The sequence below is a fragment of the Microbacterium sp. NPDC089698 genome (assembly GCF_044749045.1).
Lineage (GTDB): Bacteria > Actinomycetota > Actinomycetes > Actinomycetales > Microbacteriaceae > Microbacterium.
The window spans coordinates 166,624-190,613 of the sequence record NZ_JBIVHE010000001.1; the positions used below are offsets into that span (position 1 = coordinate 166,624).

21 protein-coding genes and 2 tRNA genes are annotated in these 23,990 nt (G+C 70.0%); 10 read left to right on the forward strand and 13 right to left on the reverse strand.

Annotated features, from left to right (window positions below; translation table 11 throughout):
- Positions 1 to 53 precede the first annotated feature (53 nt).
- The 3 genes from ACIPY5_RS00785 to ACIPY5_RS00795 all read left to right on the forward strand — a co-directional run bounded on the left by ACIPY5_RS00785 (position 54) and on the right by ACIPY5_RS00795 (position 2,877).
- On the forward strand, positions 54 to 2,177 hold the full coding sequence (locus ACIPY5_RS00785) for an acyltransferase family protein (protein WP_400965532.1): 2,124 nt from the start codon (positions 54 to 56) through the stop codon (positions 2,175 to 2,177).
- 40 nt (positions 2,178 to 2,217) lie between these two features.
- Complete coding sequence (locus ACIPY5_RS00790; RefSeq protein ID WP_309340307.1) at positions 2,218 to 2,748, forward strand: gamma carbonic anhydrase family protein; 531 nt, start codon at positions 2,218 to 2,220, stop codon at positions 2,746 to 2,748.
- 55 nt (positions 2,749 to 2,803) lie between these two features.
- Positions 2,804 to 2,877, forward strand: a tRNA-Ile gene (locus ACIPY5_RS00795).
- Positions 2,878 to 2,918: 41 nt separating this feature from the next.
- On the opposite strand, the gene ACIPY5_RS00800 is transcribed toward ACIPY5_RS00795, so the two are convergent.
- The gene (locus ACIPY5_RS00800; RefSeq protein ID WP_400965535.1) at positions 2,919 to 3,125 is read right to left on the reverse strand and encodes a CsbD family protein; all 207 of its coding nucleotides are present in this window, start codon (positions 3,123 to 3,125) and stop codon (positions 2,919 to 2,921) included.
- Positions 3,126 to 3,270: 145 nt separating this feature from the next.
- Here ACIPY5_RS00800 and ACIPY5_RS00805 point away from each other — a divergent pair, with 145 nt between their 5' ends.
- Together ACIPY5_RS00805 and ACIPY5_RS00810 are read left to right on the forward strand one after the other, a co-directional pair.
- Complete coding sequence (locus ACIPY5_RS00805) at positions 3,271 to 3,588, forward strand: helix-turn-helix transcriptional regulator (protein ID WP_105689801.1); 318 nt, start codon at positions 3,271 to 3,273, stop codon at positions 3,586 to 3,588.
- A complete protein-coding gene (locus tag ACIPY5_RS00810; RefSeq protein ID WP_400965538.1) occupies positions 3,585 to 4,109 on the forward strand; it encodes an SRPBCC domain-containing protein in 525 nt (174 codons plus the stop codon). Before ACIPY5_RS00805 ends, ACIPY5_RS00810 begins: the two co-directional genes overlap by 4 nt.
- Before the next feature lie 34 nt (positions 4,110 to 4,143).
- On the opposite strand, the gene ACIPY5_RS00815 is transcribed toward ACIPY5_RS00810, so the two are convergent.
- Positions 4,144 to 5,406 (reverse strand): alpha/beta fold hydrolase, encoded by a 1,263-nt coding sequence (locus ACIPY5_RS00815; RefSeq protein WP_400965541.1) that lies wholly within the window; start codon positions 5,404 to 5,406, stop codon positions 4,144 to 4,146.
- Positions 5,406 to 7,406: a DUF262 domain-containing protein gene (locus ACIPY5_RS00820; RefSeq protein ID WP_400965544.1), complete on the reverse strand. Its 2,001-nt coding sequence runs from the start codon at positions 7,404 to 7,406 to the stop codon at positions 5,406 to 5,408. Before ACIPY5_RS00820 ends, ACIPY5_RS00815 begins: the two co-directional genes overlap by 1 nt.
- Before the next feature lie 173 nt (positions 7,407 to 7,579).
- Here ACIPY5_RS00820 and ACIPY5_RS00825 point away from each other — a divergent pair, with 173 nt between their 5' ends.
- Together ACIPY5_RS00825 and ACIPY5_RS00830 are read left to right on the forward strand one after the other, a co-directional pair.
- Complete coding sequence (locus ACIPY5_RS00825; RefSeq protein WP_309340292.1) at positions 7,580 to 8,353, forward strand: hypothetical protein; 774 nt, start codon at positions 7,580 to 7,582, stop codon at positions 8,351 to 8,353.
- 218 nt (positions 8,354 to 8,571) lie between these two features.
- The gene (locus tag ACIPY5_RS00830) at positions 8,572 to 9,075 is read left to right on the forward strand and encodes a DUF3145 domain-containing protein (protein WP_045270635.1); all 504 of its coding nucleotides are present in this window, start codon (positions 8,572 to 8,574) and stop codon (positions 9,073 to 9,075) included.
- A gap of 240 nt (positions 9,076 to 9,315) precedes the next feature.
- Here the strand turns inward: ACIPY5_RS00830 and ACIPY5_RS00835 are convergent, their stop codons facing one another.
- From ACIPY5_RS00835 to ACIPY5_RS00875, 9 genes are all read right to left on the reverse strand, one after another.
- Positions 9,316 to 10,557 carry a beta-ketoacyl-[acyl-carrier-protein] synthase family protein gene (locus tag ACIPY5_RS00835; RefSeq protein WP_400965548.1) on the reverse strand — a complete coding sequence of 414 codons (1,242 nt, stop codon included), beginning with the start codon at positions 10,555 to 10,557 and terminating at the stop codon, positions 9,316 to 9,318.
- A 122-nt stretch (positions 10,558 to 10,679) separates the two neighbouring features.
- Complete coding sequence (locus ACIPY5_RS00840; protein WP_045250084.1) at positions 10,680 to 10,928, reverse strand: acyl carrier protein; 249 nt, start codon at positions 10,926 to 10,928, stop codon at positions 10,680 to 10,682.
- Positions 10,929 to 10,991: 63 nt separating this feature from the next.
- Positions 10,992 to 11,990: a beta-ketoacyl-ACP synthase III gene (locus ACIPY5_RS00845; protein ID WP_309340286.1), complete on the reverse strand. Its 999-nt coding sequence runs from the start codon at positions 11,988 to 11,990 to the stop codon at positions 10,992 to 10,994.
- Positions 11,987 to 12,922: an ACP S-malonyltransferase gene (locus ACIPY5_RS00850; RefSeq protein WP_400965552.1), complete on the reverse strand. Its 936-nt coding sequence runs from the start codon at positions 12,920 to 12,922 to the stop codon at positions 11,987 to 11,989. Before ACIPY5_RS00850 ends, ACIPY5_RS00845 begins: the two co-directional genes overlap by 4 nt.
- Before the next feature lie 110 nt (positions 12,923 to 13,032).
- On the reverse strand, positions 13,033 to 14,241 hold the full coding sequence (locus ACIPY5_RS00855) for a PucR family transcriptional regulator (RefSeq protein ID WP_400965555.1): 1,209 nt from the start codon (positions 14,239 to 14,241) through the stop codon (positions 13,033 to 13,035).
- A gap of 31 nt (positions 14,242 to 14,272) precedes the next feature.
- Positions 14,273 to 16,996 carry a pyruvate dehydrogenase (acetyl-transferring), homodimeric type gene (gene aceE, locus ACIPY5_RS00860; protein ID WP_400965558.1) on the reverse strand — a complete coding sequence of 908 codons (2,724 nt, stop codon included), beginning with the start codon at positions 16,994 to 16,996 and terminating at the stop codon, positions 14,273 to 14,275.
- A 98-nt stretch (positions 16,997 to 17,094) separates the two neighbouring features.
- The gene (locus tag ACIPY5_RS00865) at positions 17,095 to 18,096 is read right to left on the reverse strand and encodes a helix-turn-helix domain-containing protein (RefSeq protein ID WP_400965561.1); all 1,002 of its coding nucleotides are present in this window, start codon (positions 18,094 to 18,096) and stop codon (positions 17,095 to 17,097) included.
- A complete protein-coding gene (locus tag ACIPY5_RS00870) occupies positions 18,089 to 19,078 on the reverse strand; it encodes a helix-turn-helix domain-containing protein (protein WP_400965563.1) in 990 nt (329 codons plus the stop codon). The genes ACIPY5_RS00865 and ACIPY5_RS00870 overlap by 8 nt, the downstream gene beginning before the upstream one ends.
- 129 nt (positions 19,079 to 19,207) lie before the next feature.
- Positions 19,208 to 19,897 (reverse strand): hypothetical protein, encoded by a 690-nt coding sequence (locus tag ACIPY5_RS00875; RefSeq protein WP_400965566.1) that lies wholly within the window; start codon positions 19,895 to 19,897, stop codon positions 19,208 to 19,210.
- 182 nt (positions 19,898 to 20,079) lie between these two features.
- On the opposite strand from ACIPY5_RS00875, the gene ACIPY5_RS00880 reads away from it, so the two are divergent.
- Positions 20,080 to 20,153, forward strand: a tRNA-Val gene (locus tag ACIPY5_RS00880).
- A 19-nt stretch (positions 20,154 to 20,172) separates the two neighbouring features.
- Entirely contained in the window at positions 20,173 to 21,303 is a 1,131-nt protein-coding gene (locus ACIPY5_RS00885) for an aminotransferase class V-fold PLP-dependent enzyme (protein ID WP_400965569.1), read from the forward strand.
- A 27-nt stretch (positions 21,304 to 21,330) separates the two neighbouring features.
- Here ACIPY5_RS00885 and ACIPY5_RS00890 read toward each other — a convergent pair whose 3' ends face one another.
- Complete coding sequence (locus ACIPY5_RS00890) at positions 21,331 to 23,514, reverse strand: heavy metal translocating P-type ATPase (RefSeq protein ID WP_400965571.1); 2,184 nt, start codon at positions 23,512 to 23,514, stop codon at positions 21,331 to 21,333.
- Positions 23,515 to 23,584: 70 nt separating this feature from the next.
- Between ACIPY5_RS00890 and ACIPY5_RS00895 the strand changes: the two genes are divergently transcribed.
- Entirely contained in the window at positions 23,585 to 23,989 is a 405-nt protein-coding gene (locus ACIPY5_RS00895) for a YchJ family protein (RefSeq protein WP_400965574.1), read from the forward strand.
- Position 23,990 lies beyond the last annotated feature (1 nt).

Below are 23,990 nucleotides of genomic sequence, written 5' to 3' on the forward strand. Positions count from 1 at the left end.
GGTCCACCGCGTGGACGACGGGAGGTCACAGCGATCCGGGATACCTTCGTCAGGTGGCAACAGCTGGTACCTCCTCCCGTGCGGCCCTGCGCCGACTCCGCAGCTCCGATGCACAGGGCGCATCCGCCGCGCAGAAGGTCGGATCGAACTTCATCCCGCATGTGCAGGGTCTGCGTGCGATCGCGGTTCTCGCCGTCGTGCTCTATCACTTCTGGCCGGGACGGCTGAGCGGCGGCTACGTCGGCGTCGACATCTTCTTCGTGATCTCCGGCTTCCTGATCACGGCGCATCTCGCCCGCGAGCTGAACGCCACGGGGCGGGTGAATCTCGGCCAGTTCTGGGCGCGACGCGCCCGTCGTCTGCTGCCGGCCTCGTTGCTCGTGCTGCTGTTCTGCGCCATTGTCGCGGCGATCCCCGTGCTGTCGCCGCTGTCCCAGCTCCCCGCGGAGCTGCAGGAGATCGTCGCCTCCACCTTCTATGTGGAGAACTGGTTCCTCGCGCTGAACTCGGCCGACTACCTCGCCCACTCGGGCGATCCGACCATGGTGCAGCACTACTGGTCGCTCTCTCTCGAGGAGCAGTTCTACGTGCTCTGGCCGCTGATCATGCTGCTCGCGGCATGGATCGCGGTGAAGTACTTCCGTGGTTCCCGCCTGCGCGCGGCGGCCGTCGCGATCGGCGTCGTCTCGGTGGCCTCGTTCGTGTTCTGCGTGTGGTTCACCATCACGAACCCCGCACCCGCCTACTTCGTCACGTTCGGCCGCATGTGGCAGTTCGGCGTCGGCGCCGTGCTCGCCCTCGTCCCTCGTCTGCGCGTGAGCAATGCGATCGGCAGCTTCGTTCTGGGCTGGGGCGGCATCATCGTGCTGCTCGTCGTGATCTACCGCTTCGATGCGCAGACGCCGTTCCCCGGGTACATGGCCGCGATCCCCACGCTCGCGGCGGCGGCGATCATCGCCGCCTCGAACACCGAGCGCTGGTGGTACCCGACCCGCATCCTGGCGATCCGCCCGATGCGCTTCACGGGCGACATCTCGTACAGCCTGTATCTGTGGCACTGGCCGCTGATCATCATCGCGCCGTCCCTGCCGTTCTGGGGTCTCTCGATCTACCACCGCATCGCGCTGGTCGGCATCTGCTTCCTGCTCGCCTGGCTCACCAAGAAGTTCGTCGAGGATCCGTCGCGCACCTGGAAGCCGCTGACCTCGCGCAAACCCCGGCTGTCGCTGTGGGCGGCCCTCGCCGCGATGGTGATCGTCGCCGGCACCGCCGGCGCAGGCTGGGCCGCGAACGCGGGCACGTACCAGCAGGGCGTTCAGGCCATCGCCGAGCTCCGCGCGAACCCGCCCGCGTGCTTCGGGGCGGCGGCTGTCCTCGACGAGTCCTGCGCGGGCACCAAGACCGACCAGATCCTGCCCGCCCCCGGTTTCGCCGGGGTGGACCGCCCCGAGCAGTCGCAGTGCTTCGTGCAGCTCAACGACGCGCGCGCAGTCTCCTGTTCGTTCGGATCCAAGGACCCGAACGCCAAGCAGGTGGCTCTGATCGGCGACAGTCACGCCTATCAGCTGCTCACGACCTTCCAGGGCATCGCCGAGAAGGAGGGGTGGCATCTCACCACCTACTTCAAGGGCGCCTGCCCGTGGAACACCACGCCGCTGTCCACCGGAGGCGCGTTCGGCGACGCGTGCACGCAGTACCGCGCCGCGGTGGCGAAGCAGCTCGAGCAGAAGCACTTCGACGCGATCTTCACCGCGGCGCTCTCCACGACGCCGTACGCGGCGGGGGATCACGGATCCTCCTACGACGCGGCGGTCGCCGGATACCGCGAGGCATGGGCCACGCAGACCGCGAAGGGCACCCCCGTGATCACCGTGGTCGACAACCCGGTGTGGGAGACCGACCCGAACAAGTGCCTGCGCACGCGCGCGCAGAGCGCCTGCGACGGCGCGCGCTCCGACCTGCTCACCGAGAAGGATCCGCTGCGCGCGGCGGCGGACGGCCAGAAGGACGTCACGCTGCTGGACTTCACGAAGGTCTTCTGCGACGACGAGAACTGCCGCGCCGTCGTCGGCGGGGCGAACATCTACCGGGATCAGGACCACATCACCGTCACCTTCGCGAACTCGCTCGCGCCGCAGTACACGGCGGCGCTCAAGAGCGCGATGGGGATCGGCTGACCGGATCCGCGCGCGGGGACAGGGCGGATAGGGTCGCAGTATGAGCGACGACGCCACGATCCTGTCCCTGCCCGGCCGCACCCCCGCGATCGATCCGTCCGCGTTCCTCGCCGCCGGTGCGCGCGTGATCGGGGCTGTGACGCTCGGCGAGGGATCCAGCGTCTGGTACAACGCGGTGCTGCGCGCCGACTCCGACACGATCGCGATCGGGGCGGGCAGCAACGCGCAGGACAACGTCTCCGTGCACGTCGACGAGGGCCATCCGGTCGTGATCGGGGATGACGTCTCGATCGGGCACAACGCGGTCGTGCACGGCTGCACGATCGGCGACGGTTCGCTGATCGGCATGGGCGCCGTGGTGCTCTCGGGCGCCGTGATCGGCTCGGAGTGCCTGATCGCCGGCGGCGCGCTGGTGCTCTCCGGAACGGAGGTGCCCGACGGCTCTCTCGTCGCGGGGGTGCCGGCCAAGGTCCGCCGCGCGCTCACCGCGTCCGAGCGCGAAGGGCTCAGGGAGAACGCGCGGGTCTATCGCGGGCATTCGACGACGCATCGCGAGGCCATGCCCGCCTGACCCCGTGCGCGAGGCGTCCTCGATCGATCACAGAGACCGGTAGTCTCGAAGATCCGGGGCGGTGGCCAAGCTGGTGAAGGCAGTGGGCTCATAACCCAACGATCGCGGGTTCAAGTCCCGCCCGCCCCACCGGATCCGTTCTCCGCACCCGGCGGGGCTCCACCGGCGGATCAGTCGTGCATGGCGTCCTTGACGTGCTCCCCGACCTTCTTCACGTCGTCCTTGAGGTTCTCTCCGGCCTCCTTCAGATCGGCCTTGGCCTGATCCATCCGGCCCTCGTTCTCGAGCTTCTCGTTGTCGGTGACCTTGCCGACGCCCTCCTTGATCTTTCCCCCCATCTTCTCGGCGGCGTTCTTCGCGTGATCGGCAGCGCTCATGGCCTGCCTCCTCTCGTGTGTGTCGTGACCACACGCTCGCAGGCCCGCCCTGCGATCGCGAGGGGGTTGACGACCGTGCACGGCATCGCTATCGCGAGGTGAGCGTACCCTTGCGGGTACGTAACGAAGAAGGTACATTCAAGCCATGGATGCAGTTCTGCAGGCTCTCGCCGACCCGAGTCGCCGTGTCGTGCTGGGCATCCTGCGCGATCACGAGGCGACGGCGGGCGAGCTCGCCGAGGCGTTGCCGATCGCGCGGCCCGGCGTGTCGCGGCATCTGCGCGTGCTGCGTGAAGCGGGCCTGGTCGACGTGCGACAGGACGCGCAACGTCGGATCTATCGCCTGCGCCCCGAGGCGCTGGTCGACCTCGACGACTGGCTCGAGGAGTACCGCGATCTCTGGGTGCAGCGCCTGGACGCCCTGCACACCGAGATCGCCCGAGGGAAGAAGGACAGGACATGATCGCGACCGGGACGATGTGGGATCTCGACGACACCCGTGGCGCCATCCGCGTCGAGGACGTCTACGACACGGACGTGGACGACCTCTGGCAGGCGTGCACGGATCCCACGCGGTTGGCGCGCTGGATCGTGCTGGTGGCCGGCGACTTCCGGGTCGGAGGCATGCTGGAGGCCACGTTCACGAGCACATGGACCGGGGCGATGCGGGTCGAGGTCTGTGAGGCTCCGCACCACCTGGTGGTCACCCAGGAGCCCGGCACCGACGAGGAGACCGTGATCGAGGCCTGGCTGTCCGCCGAAGGGGCCCGGTCCCGGCTGGTCGTGGAGGAGCGCGGACTCGGCGTCGGCGTCCTGCACTTCCACGCGGCCGGCTGGCAGGTGCATCTCGAGGATCTCGGCCGCTCCCTGCGATCCGCCGCCGGTGCGCATCCCTCCGGCTGGTCCGCCGAAGAGCCCGCGCCCGCCTGGAAGGAGCGCTGGCAGGCGCTTCTCCCCGAGTACGAGGCGGTGCGCGCCGGCTGATCGCCCGCGCGCACCGCGCCCGTTCCGGGTTCGCTCAGCGCGCGCGGCGGTCGTGCGCCAGGTCCACGAGGTGCTCGAGCACGCGCCCCGCACGCAGACCGTTGTGCTCGTGCTCACTCGTGACCCACAGACGCAGGTCGGGAAGCAGGGCCGCGGTCTCGAGGGAGAACTCGATCGGCACGTAGGGGTCGTTCACGTAGACCGAGGCCGCGCCGCGTGCGCCGGAGGCCGCGAGGGCGGCGGGATCGTAGATCGCGGGCCACTCGTGATCGGCGAGCGCGAGGGCGACATCGCGCCAGGGCTGGAAAGCGGGGACCGTCTCTGTCCAGTCGCGCCGGATGTGCTCGCCCGTGAACAGCGTGACGTCCTCGACGAAGTCGGCCGGCTCCACACGCTCGGCCGACCAGCCGGTGACGTGTCCGTTCGCGTAGCTGGACTCGTGGAACACGAAGTACAGCGGATTGCGTCCGCCGAACGGCATCGCGGCCGCGAGGTCGTAGCGGAACGCGTTGGTCGCGGGATCCAGCTCGAGCAGCTGCCACAGCGTCTGCCAGCCGTCGTTGGTGCCGAGGGCTGATCCCACCGAGCGGAGCCGCGACGGCGAGACGACCTCGCCGGACGGGAGCAGGATGTCGCCGGACTCCGCGAGATCCACCAGGCGGCGCATCCGCTCGCGATGCTCCGGGAAACGCCGGTAGTAGCGCTCGGAGGCGTCACGCATCTTGTCGTAGCAGAGCGCGTACACCTCGTCGGGGCCGCGGGTCACGGTGCTGAGGCCTCCGGTGAGGTACGCGCGGTCGATCGACGAGGCGTCCGTGGAGAGGTAGGCGAGCGTCGTGAACCCGCCGAAGGACTGCCCGAGCACGTTCCAGCGGTCCGCACCCAGGTGCGCCCGCAGGGTCTCGCAGTCCCGCACGATGGCATCCGCGCGCAGGTGCGTGAGGTGCTCGGCGACCGCCTCCGCACCGCGGGAGAGGATCCCGTCGCCGACGGGTGTAGAGCGCCCGGTTCCGCGCTGGTCGATCATGACGACGCGGTGGTGCGCGAGCGCCTGATCCAGCCAGGACGGCGCGGCGGGCGCGTGCAGCGCGCGCGGGGCCTCGGATCCCGGGCCTCCCTGCAGGAACACCAGGTAGGGGAGATCCTCGCCGCCTTCGCGGGAGACGACCGAGGCGAACACGTCGATCGTCCTGGTGTCGGAGGGATCCGACCACACCAGGGGCACCGTGAGCGTGTGCTCCTCGAGGGTGAGGTCCATCATCCGGCGGCGGATCACAGGGGCGGCAGAGATCGTCATCACATCACATTCCCGATGTAGGAGTACTTCACGAACACTTCCGCGGCCAGGCCCGACTCCTCCAGGAGGCTTTGCACCGCGCTCATCATGTATTTCGCGTCCCACCCCATGTAGAGGAAGTGGTCGGCGTCGAGCTCGTCCCAGGTGCCGTTCCACGCCTTCTCGCCGTAGATCGGTCCGCCGTTGCGGGCGTTGAACGCGTCGAGGGCCTCGCGGGTGTCCGTCCAGCCTCGCCGGAAGACCCGGTTGAACAGGTACTTGACGTCGGGCACCTCCCAGCGCTCACCGCGGTACTCGACGTAGTCGAACTCGCGCTCCCAGCCGGTCGGCCATCCTCGGCGCCGCACGGCGTCGAGGATCGGGGTGAGCCCGTCATCGTCGATCTCGACGACGGCGGGCCGGCGCCAGACCTGCACGAACGCATCGGTGAGCGCCGCCGTGCGCTCGGCGATGGCGGCGGTGCCCCACGAGTCGAGTCCGGCCAGCGCGCCGTTCTCGTCGACGCGGCTGCGGCGATAGGCGTCGCGCTTGTCCGGGAAGGACGCGCCGTAGATGCGCTCGGCGAGGTGCTCCTCGAGCAGGGTCAGGTTGCCCAGGGTCCCGGCGAGGGCGCGGTGGCTGTTCTGCTCGTCCTCAGAGTACTCGCTCCAGGGGCGCACGCCGTCGCCCGACCATGCGTCATGCGGAGCGGTCGGCACGATGTGCTCGACGTCGAAGCCGTGCGGATCCGCGACGCCCTCGATCCGGCCCAGCACATACAGCGCATGCGGCAGGTCGGTGAACTTGAGCGCGACCCGGATGCGCTCGTCGGAGGGCGTGATCCGGGCGAACGCCCGCAGCAGTTCCTCGGGCCCCTGTGACCGGGCGCGGCACAGCCGGGCGATGAGACGGTCGTTGGGGATCCCGACCACGGCACGGCGCAGCAGCAGCGACTGGATGCGCTCCAGCGTCTGCACCAGCTCATCCTTCGAGATCGCGCCGAGCCGGTGATCCCGGTACGCGCTGAGCACCAGGGGATAGGTCGAGCGGCCGAAGGTGTTGACGTAGGCCAGCTGCCGGCGGATCTCCGGATCCTGCTCCTGGGAGGGATCAAGGAGGATCCGGTAGATGTCGGAGTACTCGCGCCAGACGCGGGCATGGGCGGGCAGATCCTCCAGGCCCATGTGCGGGAACTCGTGCCGGAAGGCGCTGTAGACGCCGTGCTCGCCGGCGACCGAGACCTCCCGTCCCGTGGTCATGATGAGGAAGTGGCGCCAGAACGCGCCGATCGCCTCGCCGGTGTTGCGCTCGATCGGCAGCCAGAACTCCTCCTCGACCTGCTGCTGCTCCGCATGCGACAGACCCATGAGGATGTAGTTGTGGATCAGCTCGTGATCGCGCAGCGGCTCGCCCGTGGAGTTGAGGCTCTCGAAGATCTGCTGCGCGTTGGCAGCCTCGCCGAGGGTGATCGAGACGTGCTCGAGCTTCTGAAGACCCCGCCAGATCCGCGGCGCCTCGTCGGCGTGCACCTGGGAGCGGAAGAAGGCGTAGTTGTCGTCGAATCGCGACTCGGGCAGCTCGGCGCCGCGGCGATCCAGCACGACGGACTCGAACAGGCCCGCCCATGCCTCGTGCGGGCGGAGCTTGGTGCGGCTCGCATCGTCGGGGCGCACGAGCACCCGCGACAGTTCGGCGGCGAACGGCGGATCGGTGTCGCGTACGGCATGGTGCAGCGCGGCGATGAGCAGCATGAGCGTCGTGATGCGCTGCTGACCGTCGATGAGGATCAGGTCGGCGTCGGGGTGGGCGTGGTCCTCGGCGGAGAGGATCGAGCCGATGAAGTGCCGATGGGCGTCGTCCTCGTCCGCCACGGCGCGGATGTCCGACAGGAGCTTCTCGCAGCCGCCGATGTCCCACCGGTACTGGCGCTGGTAGACGGGCACGACGATGGTCGTCGCGGGGGAGGAGAGCCACTCGATCGTTGAGACTGCGGTTGCTTCGACGTTGGTGGCCGTGCTCATGCTGCTGTGCTTCTCCTCGGATCGCGTGCTGCTCGGACCAGTCTATTCAGGCCCCGGCGGGGGTCGGATATTCACGGCCCACCTCCCGGGGGCGTCGAAACGGCGCTGTTAGGCTGTCCTAAGAAGGGCCTGTTAAAACGTGCTGGCCCCTTATGAAAGGACATGACTCGCTCATGGCATACATCAAGTCCGCCGCCCTCGAAGACAAGGGCTTCGTCGTCCTCGACAGCTACAACCAGGAGCTCGACCCCAAGGAGTGGCTCGACATCGAGTACAACGACTGGAAGTCCTCCGGCGACACCCGCTTCGCGCCTCTCGCGTCCGCCAAGGGCGAGATCGAGTGCAACGGCTTCTGGAACCACGTGCCGCCGCGCACGGACAAGGACGGCGTCTGGATCGACGAGCAGACCGCCAAGGCCCCGAATCTCACGCGCCGCGCGCAGGAGCCGGGCGCCAACGTCGGTCGCTGCCGTGTCATCGAGCTGCAGCCCACGCCCTACGGCGAATGCCTCTACAACCTCCACCAGGACGACAACAACCGCCTGAACCCGGACGGCACCGGCTGGGTCGTGCGCGGCTTCTTCAACCTCACCGACGACAAGGACAGCTACTTCGTCCTGCGCGAGAACCGCACCGACCCGAGCGTCGAGTACCGCATCGCCCTCCCGGCGGGTGCGCAGCTGATCGTCGACACGCAGCGCCTCTGGCACGCCGCCACCCACAACGGCACCGAGCCGCGCTACTGCCTGATCACGTCGTGGACCTCGGGCCCCGAGCTGGACGCCTACATCGAGAAGTACCACGGCACCCAGGACGTGGCGAACTACGAGGTCGCGCAGGAGATCCTCGACGCGGGATACGAGGAGCAGGCGCGTCGCGACGCCGCCCGCGCCGCGTACTACGCCGCCAAGGGCCAGCAGGAGAAGATCGCGATGAGCGAGGCCTGAGCCTCCTGGTCCCTGAGCCTGTCGAAGGCCCCTGAGCCTGTCGAAGGGCCTATAGACGGTCCCCGGTGCTGCGGTGCCGGGGACCGTTGCCTTTTCGCAATGAGTTACACAGTTGTGATTTCGCTGAGGATCGGTGAGAATGGGCGCATAACCGCATACCCGCCGTGCTTCGCGGATCAGGTCGTAGGGGAAGACGCACCTGATGAAACGGAGAGACCATGGCGACAGCACAAGCACGCGGAGTGGTGTACATCCACTCCGCACCGCGCGCGCTCTGCCCGCACCTGGAATGGGCGGTCGGACGCGCTATCGGGCGCGCCGTCAACTTCGAGTGGTCGGAGCAGCCCGTCCTCGACGGCGCCCGTCGGGCGGAGTTCTACTGGGACGGCCCTGTGGGCACCGGCGCCGCTCTCGCGACCGCGATCCGCGGCTGGGAGCACCTGCGCTTCGAGGTGACCGAGGACCCGACGCCGCGCAGCGACGGCGGCCGATGGCTGCACACGCCCGACCTGGGCGTGCACTACGCGCAGACGGACGCGGCCGGGAACATCGTCGTGGGCGAGGACCGGATCCGCTACGCGATCGAGATCGCCGCGGGCAGTCCGATCGAGCTGCAGCGCGAGCTCGACGTCGCCCTCGGCTCCGCCTGGGACGAGGAACTGGAGCCGTTCCGGCACGCGAGCGATGACGCCCGCGTCGTCTGGCTCCACAAGGTCGGATAGCGGAGTCGGCGGTCGGAGAGGACTCGTGTGATCCGGTCCCGAGGGCCGGGTCACACGAAGGGACGAGGATCGGAGGAGGCGCGATTATCGGGAGTCGGAGAGCAACGACCCGGAACTCGAGAAAGCGTATCCCCGGTCCGCAACCGGAGAGATAACAGAACAGCACAACCGAAGAGAACGAGAATCGCCCCGACCGCTTCGATGAGGAAGCGACCGGGGCGATTGTCGTCGACGCGGGGCTCAGCCGTCGTAGGAGCGGAACGCGACGACCGCGTTGTGGCCGCCGAAGCCGAACGAGTTGCTGATCGCGAGCTGAGGACCGTCGCCGAGCGGCTGCGTCTCGCCGGAGAGCTTGAACGGCACCGCCGGATCCGGCTCGGTCATGTTGATCGTCGGCGGGGCGACGCGGTCGCGCAGCGCGAGGATCGTGAAGACCGCCTCGAGCGCGCCGGTGCCGCCGAGCAGGTGCCCGGTGGACGCCTTGGTCGCAGACACGGGGATCTCGTCGATCCGGTCGCCGAACACGCGCCTCAGGGCGCCGTACTCGTTCGGGTCGCCGACCGGGGTCGAGGTGGCGTGCGCATTGATGTGCGTGACCTCGTCGGGGCTCGCGCCGGCCTGCGCCAGCGCCTGCTCGACGGCGCGCGCGGCGCCGTGACCCTCGGGATCGTTGCCGGTGATGTGGTACGAATCGGCCGAGACGCCGCCGCCCACCACGTACGCGTAGATCTTCGCGCCGCGGGCCTTGGCGTGCTCCTCGGTCTCCATGACGAGAGCGGCACCGCCCTCGCCCATGACGAAGCCGTCGCGGTCGATGGCGCCGGGCCGCGAGGCGTGCTCCGGGTCGTCGTTGCGGCGCGAGAGCGCCTGTGCGGACGCGAACGACGCCATCGTGATCGGATGGATCGCGGATTCTGCGCCACCGGCGATCACGACGTCCGCGAGGCCGTCCTGCAGGTGCTCGTACGCGTTCGCGATCGACTCGGTGCTGGAGGCGCACGCGCTCACGACCGTGCGGGCGAAGGCCTTCGCGCCGAAGTGCAGCGACAGGTTGCCGGCGCCGGCGTTCGGCATGAGCATCGGGACCGTGAGCGGCATGACCCGGCGCGGTCCCTTCTCGCGCAGCGTGTCCCAGGCGTCCAGGAGCGTCCAGAGACCGCCGATGCCCGTGGCCCAGTCGATGCCCAGGCGCTCGGGGGCGATGTCGGGGGCGCCCGCGTCCTCCCACGCCTCACGTGCTGCGATCATGGCGAACTGCACGGACGGGTCGAGGCGCTTGGCCTCGTGCCGCGGCAGGACCTCCTCAGGGCGGACGGAGGCCTCTGCGGCGAACGTCACCGGGAGCTGGTGCTCGGCGACCCAGTCGTGGGTCAGAGTGTGCGTGCCGGAGACGCCGGCGAGCAGGTTGGCCCAGTTCTCCGGGGCGGTGCCGCCCAGGGCGGACGTGGCACCGATGCCGGTGACGACGATGCGCTTGGTCATGCGTGATCCTTCTCAGGGAGCGGGTGGGGGGATCCGGGTCCTTCGACGTGCTCGGGGACCGGTGAGGGCGGAAGAGGAGGATGCCACGCCCCGCGGAATGCGGGGGGTGGCATCCGCAGGTGTCACTCCTGGCCGGCGACGATGAAGTTCACGGCGTCTCCGACGGTCTTGAGGTTCTTGACCTCGTCGTCGGGGATGGTGACGCCGAACTTCTCCTCCGCGTTGACGACGATCGTCATCATGGAGATCGAGTCGATGTCCAGGTCATCGGTGAAGGACTTCTCCAGAGCGACCTCCGAAGCGTCGATGCCGGTCTCGTCGGTGATGAGCTCTGCAAGGCCAGCGAGGACCTCGTCGTTGCTGAAGGCCATGATTTCCTCTTTCTATGGGTGGTTTCGAACCGGTGAACAGTCTAGGAGGTCGCGTCAGCCCGCTCAGGGCAGGACGACGACCTGCGCGCCGAACACCAGACCCGCGCCGAAGCCGATCTGCAGGGCGAGGCCGCCGCTGAGCTCGGGGTGCTCCTGCAGCAGGCGGTGCGTGGCGAGCGGGATGGACGCCGCGGAGGTGTTCCCGGTGGTCTCGATGTCGCGCGCGATCACGGTGGTCTCGGGCAGCTTCAGCTGCTTGGCGAACTCGTCCACGATGCGCATGTTGGCCTGGTGCGGGATGAACGCGGCCAGATCCGAAGCCTCGACGCCGGCCTGCTCGAGCGCCTGCTTCGCGACCTTCGCCATCTCCCAGACGGCCCAGCGGAACACGGTCGGCCCCTCCTGGCGGAGCGTCGGCCAGGGCGCCTGTCCGTCGCGGAACTCGGTGAGGGTGTGGTTCATGCCGACCGCATCGGCCTTCGAACCGTCCGAGCCCCACACGGTGGCGGAGATCCCGGGGGTGTCGCTGGGGCCGATCACGACCGCGCCCGCGCCGTCGCCGAGCAGGAACGAGATGCTCCGGTCGGTGGGGTCGACGATGTCGGAGAGCTTCTCGGCGCCGATGACGAGCGCGTGCTTCGCGGCTCCCGCGCGGATCAGCGCGTCCGCCTGGGCGACCGCGTAGGCGTAGCCCGCGCAGGCGGCGTTGATGTCATAGGCCGCGGCCGGGTTCGCGCCCACCCGGTCCGCCACGATGGCGGAGACGGAAGGGGTCTGCTTCGGGTTGCTGATCGTCGCGACGATGACGACGTCGATGTCCGAGGGGGCGACGCCCGACTTCTCGATGGCCTCGACCGCGGCCGCGGTGGAGAGGTCGATCGCATCGGTCTCGGGGACCGCGCGCGTGCGGGTGATGATGCCGGTGCGCTGACGGATCCACTCGTCGCTCGAGTCGATCGGCCCGATGAGGTCGTCGTTCGGCACGGCATTCTCACCACGGGCCGCGCCGACGGAGTAGATGCGGGTGAACGCGGGGCCTGTGGCCTGCTTGAGCGTGGTCATGCTGCTTCTCCGTTGTTCGAGGTGCCGTCGAGCAGCGCCGCCGCCGCGTCGAGGTCGTCCGGGGTCTTCACGGCGACCGCGGGGACGCCGCGCAGGCCGCGCTTCGCGAGGCCGGTGAGGGCGCCGGCGGGGGTGAGCTCGATGAGGCCCGTGATCCCGTTGTCGGCGAACGAGGCCATGCAGAGGTCCCAGCGCACGGGGGAGGAGACCTGGGTCACCAGGTTCTCCAGCGCGGTCGTGCCGTCGGTGAGGACGGATCCGTCCTTGTTGGTCCAGAGCGTCACCGTCGGGTCCGCCGCGTCGACGCCGGAGACGGCCTCGCGCAGGGTGTCGACGGCCGAGGCCATGTACTGCGTGTGGAACGCCCCGGCGACCTGCAGCGCGATCACGCGGGATCCGCGGACGGGTGCTTCGGCCAGCGCCGCGAGGGCGGGCAGGGCGCCGGCGGCCACGATCTGTCCGCCGCCGTTGTAGTTGGCGGGGGTGAGGTCGAGGTCGGAGAGCAGCGCGAGCACCGCCTCCTCCTCGCCGCCCAGGACCGCGCTCATGCCGGTCGGCGTCCTGCCGGCGGCATCCGCCATGGCGCGTCCGCGGATGCCGACCAGGCGCATGGCGGTCTCGCCGGGGATCACACCGGCGTCCGCGACGGCTGCGAACTCGCCGACCGAGTGCCCGGCGATGCCGTCGGGACCGCGCCCGGCGCGCGCCCGAAGGGCCTTCGCGGCGACGAGCGAGGCGGCGACGATGAGCGGCTGTGCGATCCGGGTGTCGCGGATCGTGTCGGCGTCCGAGACCGTGCCGTGCTGGACCAGGTCGACCTCGGCGGCCTCCGAGTAGAGCGCGAGGTCTTCGGCGACGCCGTCGAGCTCGAGCCAGGGGGAGAGGAAACCAGGGGTCTGGGAGCCCTGTCCAGGGCATGCGAAGACGATCACGTTCCCAGTCTGCCAACGATTCGCCGGATTCGGTGGCTCAACCCTCACAAGAATCCGCAGATCGGTTATCCGAGTCGTACAACGTTGTCGTCGGCGACGGGGCGGAGAGGTCAGCGGGGTCGACGAGGACGGAGCCCGCGACGGACCGGATCCGCCGTGCCGATCGTGCCGAGCACGAGAGCGGTCTGCAGGATGAACGCCTCTCGCGGGCCAGTCGCGTCCCAGCCGATCACCTCGCTGATCCGCTTGAGGCGATAGCGCACGGTGTTGGGGTGCACGAACAGCTCGCGCGCGGTGGCCTCGAGCGAGCGGCCGTTGTCGAGATAGCTCCACAGCGTGGTCACGAGGTCGGTGGAGTGATCGTGCAGCGGGCGGAACACGCGCTCGATGAGCGTCTGCTTGGCCAGCGGGTCTCCGGCGATGGCGCGCTCGGGCAGCAGTTCGTCGGCGTCCACCGGACGCGGCGCGCCGCGCCAGGCGCGCGCGACGGCGAACCCGGCCAGCGCCGCACGGGCGCTCTGCCCGGCGTCCACGAGCGCGGCGACCGCGGGGCCGACCACGACGTGCCCGGGGCCGAACGAGGGCTCGAAGGTACGCGCGATCTCCGCGAAGGAGAACTCCTCCGGCTCTGCGGTCTCGGCGGCTTCTTCTCCCGCGGCGGGCTTGGCCCGCCCGACGACGAGCACGAGCCGGGATCCCTGCACGCCGATCAGCACGTCGACCGCGAGCTTGCGGGCGGTGCGGCGCACCTGGTCCACGTCGAACTGGGGCGGCGTGGTGCCCACGATCACACAGACCTCGCCGTGGCCGTGCCAGCCGAGGGCCGCGATGCGGCTGGGCAGCTCCTCGTCGGCCTCGCCCGTGAGGATCGAGTCGACGACGAGCGCCTCCAGGCGCGCGTCCCACAGACCTCGGGCCTCGGCGGCGCGCGCGTAGACGTCGGCGGCCGCGAAGGCCACGTCCCGCGAGTACAGCAGGATCGCGTCGCGCAGGTGCTGGCCGTTGCCTGCCACGCGCTCCTCGGTCACCTCGACGGTGACGCGGATGAGCTGGAGCGTCTGCTGCAGGCTGACGCTGCGCAGCAGCTCACGAGGGGCCGCGGCGAAGATGTCGGCGGCGATCCACGGCGTCGACGTCGGATCGTCGTACCACTGGATGAACGAGGTGATGCCGGCCTGGGCCACCAGCCCGACGGCGGAGCGTCGGGCCGGTGGCATCTCGGCGTACCACGGCAGCGAATCCTCGAGACGCTGCAGGGTCGCCGTGGCGAGGTCCCCGGAGATGCGGCGCAGCCACGCCAGCGTCTCCTCCTTGGTCATCTCGGGAGGTCTGCTCATCGTGCCGCGCGGGTCAGCTCTCGCCGCCGGCGTTGCCGCTGGTGCCCGCGTTCACGTTGTACAGGTCGTACTTCGCGATCGCCTGGCCCACGACGGAACGGTCGATGCGGCCCTCGTCGGCCAGCGCCTGGAGGGCGCGGACGACCATGGACGGTCCGTCGATCTTGAAGAAGCGACGTGCGGCGGCGCGGGTGTCGGCGAAGCCGAATCCGTCGGCGCCGAGCGTGTAGTACGCGCCGGGGACCCACTGGCGGATCTGGTCCTGGACCGCGTGCATGTAGTCGCTCGTCGCGATGAACGGGCCCTGGGCGTCCTTCAGCTTCTCGGTGAGGTAGGCCGCCTGCGGCTCCTCCTCCGGGTGCAGGAAGTTGTGCTCGTCGGCGGCGAGGCCGTCGCGGCGCAGCTCGGTCCACGACGTGACCGACCAGACGTCGGCGGACACGCCCCAGTCAGTGAGCAGCAGCTCCTGGGCCTCGATCGCCCACGGCACGCCCACGCCGGACGCGAGCAGCTGCACGCGCTGGCCCTCGCCGGATCCGACCGAGATGCGGTGCAGGCCCTTGCGGATCCCCTCCACGTCCACGTCCTCGGGCTCCGCCGGCATGCGCATCGGCTCGTTGTACACCGTGAGGTAGTACATGACGTCCGGGTTCGGGTGGGTGCCGCCGTACATCTGCTCGATGCCGGCCTGGACGATGTGCGAGACCTCGTAGCCGTACGCCGCGTCGTAGACGAGCGTGGCCGGGTTGGTCGAGGCGAGCAGCGGCGAGTGTCCGTCCGCGTGCTGGGTGCCCTCGCCGGTCAGCGTGGTGCGGCCCGCGGTGGCGCCGATGATGAAGCCGCGGCCCATCTGGTCGCCGGCGGCCCAGAACGCGTCGCCCGTGCGCTGGTAGCCGAACATCGAGTAGAAGATGTAGATCGGGATGAGCGGCTCGCCGTGCGTCGAGTACGCGGTCGAGGTGGCGGTGAACGCCGCCACGGCGCCGGCCTCGTTGATGCCGACGTGCATGAGCTGGCCCTGCGGGCTCTCCTTGTACGCGAGCAGCAGCTCCCGGTCGACCGAGGTGTAGTTCTGGCCGTTGGGGTTGTAGATCTTCGCGGTGGGGAAGTACGCGTCCATGCCGAAGGTGCGCGCCTCGTCCGGGATGATCGGGACGATCCGCTCGCCGAAGCCCTTGACCCGCATGAGGTCCTTGACCATGCGCACGAAGGCCATGGTCGTGGCGACCTCCTGGTTGCCGGAGCCCTTCTTCGGCAGCGCGTAGTCCTTCTCCTGCGGGAGTTCGAGACCCACGTGGGTGCTGCGGCGCTCGGGCAGGAATCCGCCGAGATCGTGGCGGCGGTCCAGCATGTACTGGATCGTCTCGTCGTTCTGTCCCGGGTGGTAGTACGGGGGACGGTACGGGTCGGCCTCGAGCTGCGCGTCCGTGATCGGGATGTGCATGGTGTCGCGGAACAGCTTGAGGTCGTCCAGCGTCATCTTCTTCATCTGGTGGGTCGCGTTGCGGCCCTCGAAGTGCGGACCCAGACCGTAGCCCTTGACGGTCTTGGCGAGGATGACGGTCGGCTGGCCCTTGTGCTCCATGGCCGCCTTGTAGGCCGCGTACACCTTGCGGTAGTCGTGGCCGCCGCGGCGAAGGTGCCAGATGTCGTCGTCCGAGTAGTCCTTGACCAGGGCGAGCGCGCGCTCGTCGCGACCGAAGAAGTTCTCGCGCACGTAGGCGCCGCTCTCGGCCTTGTAGGTCTGGTAGTCGCCGTCCGGGGTGACGTTCATGAGGTTCAGCAGCGCGCCGTCGGTGTCGCGGGCGAGCAGGTCGTCCCATTCCCGGCCCCAGACGACCTTGATGACGTTCCAGCCGGCGCCGCGGAAGAAGCTCTCCAGCTCCTGGATGATCTTTCCGTTGCCGCGGACGGGGCCGTCCAGACGCTGCAGGTTGCAGTTGATCACGAAGGTGAGGTTGTCCAGGCCCTCGTTCGCCGCGACCTGGAGCTGACCGCGCGACTCGACCTCGTCCATCTCGCCGTCGCCGAGGAACGCCCACACGTGAGAGTCGTTGTCCTTGATGCCGCGGTTGGCGAGGTACTTGTTCGTCATCGCCTGGTAGATCGCGTTGATGGGGCCGAGGCCCATCGACACGGTCGGGAACTGCCAGAACTCCGGCATCATCCGCGGGTGCGGGTAGGACGGCAGGCCGTTCGGCGCGCCGGACTTCTCCTGGCGGAACGCGTCGAGCTGCTGCTCGGTGATGCGGCCCTCCAGGAACCCGCGCGCGTAGGCGCCGGGGGAGGCGTGGCCCTGGTAGAAGATCTGGTCGCCGCCGGACGGGTGGTCCTGGCCGCGGAAGAAGTGGTTGAAACCCACTTCGTAGAGCGACGCCGCCGAGGCGTAGGTCGAGATGTGGCCGCCGACCCCGATGCCGGGACGCTGCGCACGGTGCACGGTGACCGCGGCGTTCCAGCGGATCCAGTGCCGGTAGCGGCGCTCGAGGTCCTCATCGCCGGGGAAGGCCGCCTCGTTCTCCGGGGCGATGGTGTTGATGTAGTCCGTGGTGGGAACCATCGGAACGCCCAGGTGCAGATCCTTCGAGCGCTTGAGCAGGCTGAGCATGATCTCGCGGCCGCGGCCGTGACCCTTCGCGTCGACGAGCTCGTCGAGCGATTGCTGCCATTCGCTGGTCTCTTCGGGATCGCTGTCGAGCGGGCCCTGGGAGTACGGATCCTGGTCGTGAACAGTCACAGGAGGCCTTTCGTCTGTCTGGCAGGTCGTGCCAACGAAATCGGGATGCGTCGCGGGGGAGGCTTGTCGACTCCGCACAAAGGCGCGCGAGAGTCAGCCTAGCCCGGTTCTCCCGACGTCGTCGCGCCCACGGCTCGAAGCGGGTGCGGCGCGGGCAGGTCGGCCACGCGCAACGCGGCCAGCGCGAGCCCGAACTCCCCCAGCAGCGCGCGGTGCAGGGCCGTGGACGATCCGAAACCGCTCCGATGGGCGAGCGCCTGTGCAGCGATGTCCGGCTCGGAGCGGAGCAATTGGCGGGCGGTCACCGCGCGATGGCGCCGCAGGTCGCGTGCGACGCTCGACCCGCGGCGGGCGAACGCGCGGCCGAGCGAACTCCGGGAGGTCCCGAGCGCAGCGGCGATGCTGTCGGGCACCAGCTCCGGGTCGCGATGCTCGCTCGTGATCATGGCCTGCGCGCGGTCGTAGATGTCGGGGAGTTCCGGAGTGCTCGCCGACGCGATGAGCACCCTCGCCACCTCTCTCGTCAGCGTCTTCGCGACGGGGGAGAGCGCGTGATCGAGCTCGTCCGCGGTGTGCGCGAGAGCGTGCAGATACGCGTAGGAGGAGCGGAAGACGCTGGATCCGGGGGAGAGCGTGCGGATGTTCTCGGGACTCAGCGTGAGCGGTGAGACCTCGCCGACGTCGAAGGTGAAGACGAGCAGGTCGGCGGGGCGCCTGGCGATCAGCTCGACGGGCTGGTCGCCGGGGAAGACGATGAGGATGCCGCCCTCCGGCGCGCAGTGCTGCGGTCCGTGCCCGACGATCTCGACGACGCCGCGTGACACCATGAGGAACATGAAGCGGCGCTGAGCGGCCGGACGGTCCCGCTCCCAGCGCACGGTCAGGCCGGACATCGCGAGGTTCGCGACGAGGAAGGTGTCGAATCGGATCCCGCGCAGGTTGAGTCGTGAAGGGTCCCCGTCGAGCACGGTCATCCCCGCGCCGCGCAGGAAGTCGGTGACGGCGTCGCCGCCGCGGCCGCCCGAACCCGCGAACCGGAAATGACGATGAGCCGTCAACCCGCGCCATCCGTGCACCGGGTCGTAGCGCGCATCAGCCATGGTGCGACCGCAGATCGGACAGCGGCCGGCCGAGCACCGCGAGGACGGCGCGCTCGAGGGAACTCACCGAGCGGAACCCGCTGCGCATCGCGAGAGCCCGCGTGGGCAGGGTGGGATCGGCGACGAGCAGTCGGTGCGCCGTGCGGGTCCGCCGGTGCCGCAGCTCATCTGCGAGAGTGGTGCCGCGGCTGGCGAAGGCGCGCGCGAGAGTGCTCCGGGAGACACCCAGGCGGACGGCGATGCGGTCAGGGGTGAGTTCCGGGTTCGCGTGTTCGGCGTCGAGGATCTCCGCGGCGAGATCGAGGGCGCGCTGCGAGGCCGGTGCGGGATGCGCCGTGCGGGTGAGCGCACGCGCCATCTCCCCGGTGAGGGCGCGCAGCGCGGCGGTCTGCTCGTATCGCGCGTCCGTCGACCCTTGCAGCACCGTCTGGAGGTACGCGTGCACGGCGCGCAGCACGGCGCACGCGCTCGAGGTGAGCACCGTCGACCGAGGGTTCAGCTCGAGCGGCAGGATCTCGTCCTCTTCGAAGGAGAAGAGCACCACGTCGAGGGGGCGCCGGGCCGAGATCCGCACCGGATGCGTCCCGGGGAACACGACGGCGACGTCGCCATCGTCCGTCACGCGGTGCGGCGCCGGCCCGTCCAATTCGAGGCCGCCGCCCGGACTCAGTGCGAAGAGGCAGCGTCGGCGCGATGCGGGCCGACTCCGCTCCCAGAGCAGGCCGATGCGGTGCGCGACCTCGGGAGCGGAGGACTCGGGCCCGACGATGCGGGCGATGACGAACGCGTCGAAGCGCAGGAGGTCGACGCGCAACGGTGCGACGACCGGCTGCAGCAGCTTCACCCCGGAATCGGCCAGCAGACCCGCGAGCGGTCCTGACCTCGATCCTGTCGGGACCTCGATCCGGGCACGCCGATGATCGGTCAGGCCGGCCCATCCCTGAATCGGGTCGTAGGAGACGGGCGGCGGCGACGTTGTCACGCTGTGCTCCTTCCTTTCGCGCGCAGGAGTGCCCCCTCTCGGGGACACCGTACCGTGGGCGGAGGAATCGTCGACCGGTGCCGCCGCGGCGTGGAGCGCGTGCGCTGGCCCGCGCCCCACGCCCGCGGGTCAGACCCAGTCGAAGGTGCTGCGCGGAGTGGGCGTGCGCGGCTGGAGTCCGCCGGCGATCCACCCGCCGCAGGTCTCGAGGCCGATCGTCGGATACCAGTACGCGCCTCCGTTCAGCTTCGTCAGCGCCGTCATCGTGATCGTGAACTCGATGAACTCGCCCACACCGAGCAGGCCATCGGTCCCCGCAGCGGGTGCGATGGTCCAGTAGGTGTCGTTCCCCGCGGCGATCGCGGGGTCGCCCGGAACGCTGCCCGCGACGATCGCAGTGCCGCGGGAGGATGCCACCGTGAGCGAGCCGACGTTGACCCAGCTGGCGCTGTTGGTGCCGACCGTGCGCACCTGTATGCCCGCGATCGGGGCGGCGAGGGGGCCCGCGTTGACGACGCGGAATGTCGCGGTCACGGTGGGCTGGGTACCCGTCGGGTAGTGGTACTGCAGGTAAGGCGCGCCGTAGGTGGGGTGCGGGTCCGAGCTCGCGGGCGGCGTCACGGGTGCGTCCGTGTAGGTCCAGGTCACGGTGCTGTCGGTTGCGCAGGCGGTCTGCTGCGGCAAGGACGCCGCATGAGCGGGGACGGCGACCGCGGTCGCGATGACGGGCAGCGACCATGCCACCCCCTTCACGATCGTGCGGCGGCTGTGCCCCTTGGCGGCGCGCACGGGCGCCGCGTTCATCTGGTTCTCGTTCATCGGGTCCCCTCCCGGGTGTTCTCTTGCTCATGACAGGTCGTCATCCCCGCAGTGATCCTGCCCGAGCGCTCGAGCCGGTCATCCGCTGTGGAAGGCGGATGACCGGAAATGAGGAGGGTGTGATCAGCAACGGACGGCGAACGGGGCGGAGGATGCCGGCCGGCGGCTAGGCTGGGTGATGCGCGCCCATAGCTCAGTTGGTTAGAGCACCTCGCTTACACCGAGGGAGTCGGGAGTTCGAGTCTCTCTGGGCGCACCTGTGCCAGGGTGGGGCCATGAACCTTCCGCACGACGATGTCGATCCCGACGGCCTGCTGGAGTACTCGGTGGTCTTCACGGACCGCTCCCTGAACCACATGTCCGCGCGCTTCGTGTCCGTGATGCAGAGCGTCCAGGCCGATCTGCGCGCCGCCTACCGGGCGACGACGACCGCGATCGTCCCCGGCGGCGGCACGTACGCGATGGAGGCCGTCGCCCGGCAGCTCGCGACGGGACGACGCTGCCTCATCGTCCGCAACGGACTGTTCTCCTACCGCTGGTCGCAGATCCTCGACACCGGCGGCATCGCCCAGAACACCGTCGTGTGCACGGCCCGCGCCGCGTCGGACGATCCGCAGTCCGCGTGGGCGCCCGCGCCGATCGAGGAGGTGGTCGCGGCCATCCGCGCGCAGCGCAGCGAGGTGGTCTTCGCACCGCACGTGGAGACCGCGGCGGGCATCCTGCTGCCGGACGGGTACGTGCGCGCGCTGGCCGACGCCGTGCATGAGGTCGGCGGACTGCTCGTGCTCGACTCGATCGCCTCGGGCGCACTCTGGGTCGACATGGAGGCCCTCGGCGTGGACGTGCTGCTGAGCGCCCCGCAGAAGGGCTGGAGCGGATCCCCGGGCGCCGGGTACGTCATGCTGCGCGACGCGGGCCGCGAGGCCGTGACCTCGCGCACCTCGTCGAGCTTCGCGATCGATCTCGCGCGGTGGCTGTGGATCTCGGAGGAGTACGTGGCGGGGCGTGCTCCGTACCACGCGACGATGCCGACCGATACGCTCGCGCGCAATGCCGTGGCGATGACCGAGACGCGCGAGCGCGGGTTCGACGTGCTGCGCGCCGCGCAGTGGGATCTCGGCACCCGCGTGCGCGCCCTGCTGGCCGAGCGCGGCCTGCCCTCGGTCGCCGCCGACGGCTTCGCCTCGCCGAGCGTCGCGGTCGTGCACACCACGGACCCCGACCTGAGGACGGGCGCGCTCTTCCGCGAGCAAGGGCTGCAGATCGCGGCCGGGGTGCCGCTGCACTGCGGCGAGCCGGACTCGTTCTCGACCTTCCGGATCGGACTATTCGGTCTGGACAAGCTCGCCGACGTGGACGGCACGGTCGACCGCCTGGCGGCAGCCCTGGACCGGATCGGACTCTGAGCCCGACCCGGTCCGGACGTCAGGGCGTCAGCGGGAGCGGCTCTCGGGCGCCGCGGCGACGCTCTCGGGCCGCAGGTCGAGTCGGCGCAGCAGCTGCGCGTTGAGCGCGACGACCACGGTGGACACCGACATCAGGATGGCGCCGACCGACATCGGCAGCAGGAAGCCGATCGGGGCGAGTACACCCGCGGCGAGCGGGACGGCCGCCAGGTTGTAGCCGGCGGCCCACCACAGGTTCTGCCGCATCTTGCGGTACGCGGCCCGGGACAGCTCGATCGTCGCGACGACGGAGCGCGGATCGGAGCTCGCCAGGACGACCCCGGCGGATCCGATGGCGACGTCGGTTCCGGCGCCGATCGCGATCCCCACATCTGCCCGCGCGAGCGCCGGCGCATCGTTCACACCGTCGCCCACCATCGCGACCGTGCGTCCCTCGGACTGCAGCTCGGCGACGCGCGCCGACTTGTCCTCGGGGCGCACCCCGGCGAAGAACCGCTCGATGCCGAGCTCCGCGGCCACGGAGGCCGCCACCGCTTCGGCGTCCCCGGTGATCATCACCACGTCGACGCCGCGCTGCTGCAGGGCGCGCACCGCGGCGCGGGACTCCTCCCGGATCGCGTCGGCGAGCCGCAGCGCGCCGGCCACACGGCCGTCCACGAGCACATGCAGGATGATCGCGCCCTCCGCACGCCATCCGGCGGCCTCGGACAGCTCCGCTGCGTCCGCCTGGCGGAGCAGCGCGGGTCCGCCGACCTCGACCGTGCGGCCGTCGACGACGGCGCGCACGCCGAGTGCCGGTTCTGACCGGAACGCCGACACGGTGACGCGAGGGAGGGCGCGGCTCTCGGCGGCCGTGCGGATCGCGGCCGCGAGCGGGTGCTCGGAGTCGGACTCCGCCGCGGCGGCCAGGCCCAGCACCTCGTCCTCCGTGAATCCGGCGGCCACCGCGATGCCGGTCACCGCGGGCGCGCCCTCGGTCAGGGTTCCGGTCTTGTCGAAGAGCACGGCGTCGACCTGGCGCATCCGCTCCAGGGCCATCCTGTCCTTCACGAGGATGCCGCCGCGCGCCGCGCGCTCGGTGGCGATCGAGACCACGAGCGGGATCGCGAGGCCCAGGGCGTGCGGGCAGGCGATCACGAGGACGGTGATGACCCGGACGACCGCGGCATCGGGCAGCCCGACGGCCGTCCACACCACGGCCGTGACGATTCCGGCGATGAGGGCGAACCAGAACAGCCACCCCGCCGCGCGGTCCGCGAGGCGCTGGGCACGGGAGGACGAGGACTGCGCCTCGGCGACCAGGCGCCCGATCCCCGCCAGGGCCGTGTCGTCGCCGACCGCGGTCACCCTTGCTCGCAGCGCGGAGTCGGTCGCGATCGTCCCCGCGACCACCTGATCGCCGGTCGTGCGCGGCACCGCACGGGACTCGCCGGTGATCATCGACTCGTCGAGGTTCGCGGAGCCCTCCACGACCATCGCGTCGGCCGGCACCCGGCCTCCGGGGCGGATCAGCACCACATCCCCGACGCGCAGCTCTGCGGGGGAGACGAGTTCGACGTCGTCGCCGTTCACGCGCTCCGCCTGATCGGGCAGGAGCGCGGCGAGCGAATCGAGGGCCGAGGTCGTCTGCGCGAGAGAGCGCATCTCGATCCAGTGCCCGAGAAGCATGATCACGATGAGGAGGGCGAGCTCCCACCAGAAATCGAGCTCGTGGTCGAGGAGTCCGAGTGTCGCGCCCCATGAGGCGAGGAAGGCGACGGTGATCGCGAGTGCGATGAGCAGCATCATCCCGGGTCGGCGCCCGCGGATCTCGGAGATCGCGCCGGTCAGGAACGGCTGCCCGCCCCAGACGTACAGCACCGTGCCGATCACCGGCGGGATCGCCTGCAGGGCGAGGACCTCGGGCACGTGGTATCCGACGAGCATCGCGAACATGGGGGAGAAGGCGACGACCGGCACCGCCAGCACCAGCATGATCCAGAACAGGCGGCGGAAGCGGGCGACGTGGTCGCCGTGACCGGCATGGCCCCCGTGGCCGCCGTGGTCATGCGATCCCGCGTGATCCGCATGGCTCGCGTGATCCGCGTGATCCGCGTGGCTCGCGTGATCGGCGTGCTCCGACGCCTCGGTGTGCAGTTCGTGCTCCGCGGCGTGATCGTGCATCGCGATCCGGTCCGCGGGGTGGTCGCCGTGCTGCGTTCTCTCGTCCATGATGGCCACAACCTTATACCCCCTAGGGGTATTCCCGAGGGGTGCGTCCGGTGCGAATAGGCTGAAGAGGATGAATGAGGGAGCGAGCGCCGAGCAGAGCACGCAGCGATGCCCGTGCGGCAGCGGCGATGTCTTCGGCGCCTGCTGCGGGCCGATCCTCGCGGGACGCCCTGCGCCGACCGCGGAGCGTCTCATGCGCTCGCGGTACACGGCTTTCGCGATCGGGGACACCGCGTACCTGCGGCGCTCGTGGCATCCGTCCACCCGCCCGGCCAGCATCGAACTCGATCCGGACGTGCGGTGGCTGCGCCTCGACATCCTCGCGAAGTCCGCCGGCGGGCCGTTCGACGCGGAGGGCGTCGTGGAGTTCGAGGCGATCCACCGGGATGCGAGCGGACGCGGGGTGCTGCACGAGCGCAGCCGCTTCTTGCGCGAGGACGGGAACTGGTTCTACGTCGACGGCGAGGTGTCCTGAC

Excerpts from the sequence above, each read along its gene's own strand:
- ACIPY5_RS00800 (WP_400965535.1), bottom strand. The coding sequence starts at position 3,125 with ATGAGCGCTGCCGATCACGCGAAGAACGCCGCCGAGAAGATGGGGGGA.
- ACIPY5_RS00845 (WP_309340286.1), bottom strand. The coding sequence starts at position 11,990 with ATGACCACGCTCAAGCAGGCCACAGGCCCCGCGTTCACCCGCATCTAC.
- ACIPY5_RS00895 (WP_400965574.1), top strand. The coding sequence starts at position 23,585 with ATGAATGAGGGAGCGAGCGCCGAGCAGAGCACGCAGCGATGCCCGTGC.
- ACIPY5_RS00820 (WP_400965544.1), bottom strand. The coding sequence starts at position 7,406 with ATGAGCACGGCCACCAACGTCGAAGCAACCGCAGTCTCAACGATCGAG.
- ACIPY5_RS00825 (WP_309340292.1), top strand. The coding sequence starts at position 7,580 with ATGGCATACATCAAGTCCGCCGCCCTCGAAGACAAGGGCTTCGTCGTC.
- ACIPY5_RS00810 (WP_400965538.1), top strand. The coding sequence starts at position 3,585 with ATGATCGCGACCGGGACGATGTGGGATCTCGACGACACCCGTGGCGCC.
- ACIPY5_RS00885 (WP_400965569.1), top strand. The coding sequence starts at position 20,173 with ATGAACCTTCCGCACGACGATGTCGATCCCGACGGCCTGCTGGAGTAC.
- ACIPY5_RS00835 (WP_400965548.1), bottom strand. The coding sequence starts at position 10,557 with ATGACCAAGCGCATCGTCGTCACCGGCATCGGTGCCACGTCCGCCCTG.
- ACIPY5_RS00890 (WP_400965571.1), bottom strand. The coding sequence starts at position 23,514 with ATGGACGAGAGAACGCAGCACGGCGACCACCCCGCGGACCGGATCGCG.
- ACIPY5_RS00875 (WP_400965566.1), bottom strand. The coding sequence starts at position 19,897 with ATGAACGAGAACCAGATGAACGCGGCGCCCGTGCGCGCCGCCAAGGGG.
- ACIPY5_RS00855 (WP_400965555.1), bottom strand. The coding sequence starts at position 14,241 with ATGACCAAGGAGGAGACGCTGGCGTGGCTGCGCCGCATCTCCGGGGAC.
- ACIPY5_RS00815 (WP_400965541.1), bottom strand. The coding sequence starts at position 5,406 with ATGACGATCTCTGCCGCCCCTGTGATCCGCCGCCGGATGATGGACCTC.
- ACIPY5_RS00830 (WP_045270635.1), top strand. The coding sequence starts at position 8,572 with ATGGCGACAGCACAAGCACGCGGAGTGGTGTACATCCACTCCGCACCG.
- ACIPY5_RS00865 (WP_400965561.1), bottom strand. The coding sequence starts at position 18,096 with ATGGCTGATGCGCGCTACGACCCGGTGCACGGATGGCGCGGGTTGACG.
- ACIPY5_RS00790 (WP_309340307.1), top strand. The coding sequence starts at position 2,218 with ATGAGCGACGACGCCACGATCCTGTCCCTGCCCGGCCGCACCCCCGCG.
- ACIPY5_RS00840 (WP_045250084.1), bottom strand. The coding sequence starts at position 10,928 with ATGGCCTTCAGCAACGACGAGGTCCTCGCTGGCCTTGCAGAGCTCATC.
- ACIPY5_RS00805 (WP_105689801.1), top strand. The coding sequence starts at position 3,271 with ATGGATGCAGTTCTGCAGGCTCTCGCCGACCCGAGTCGCCGTGTCGTG.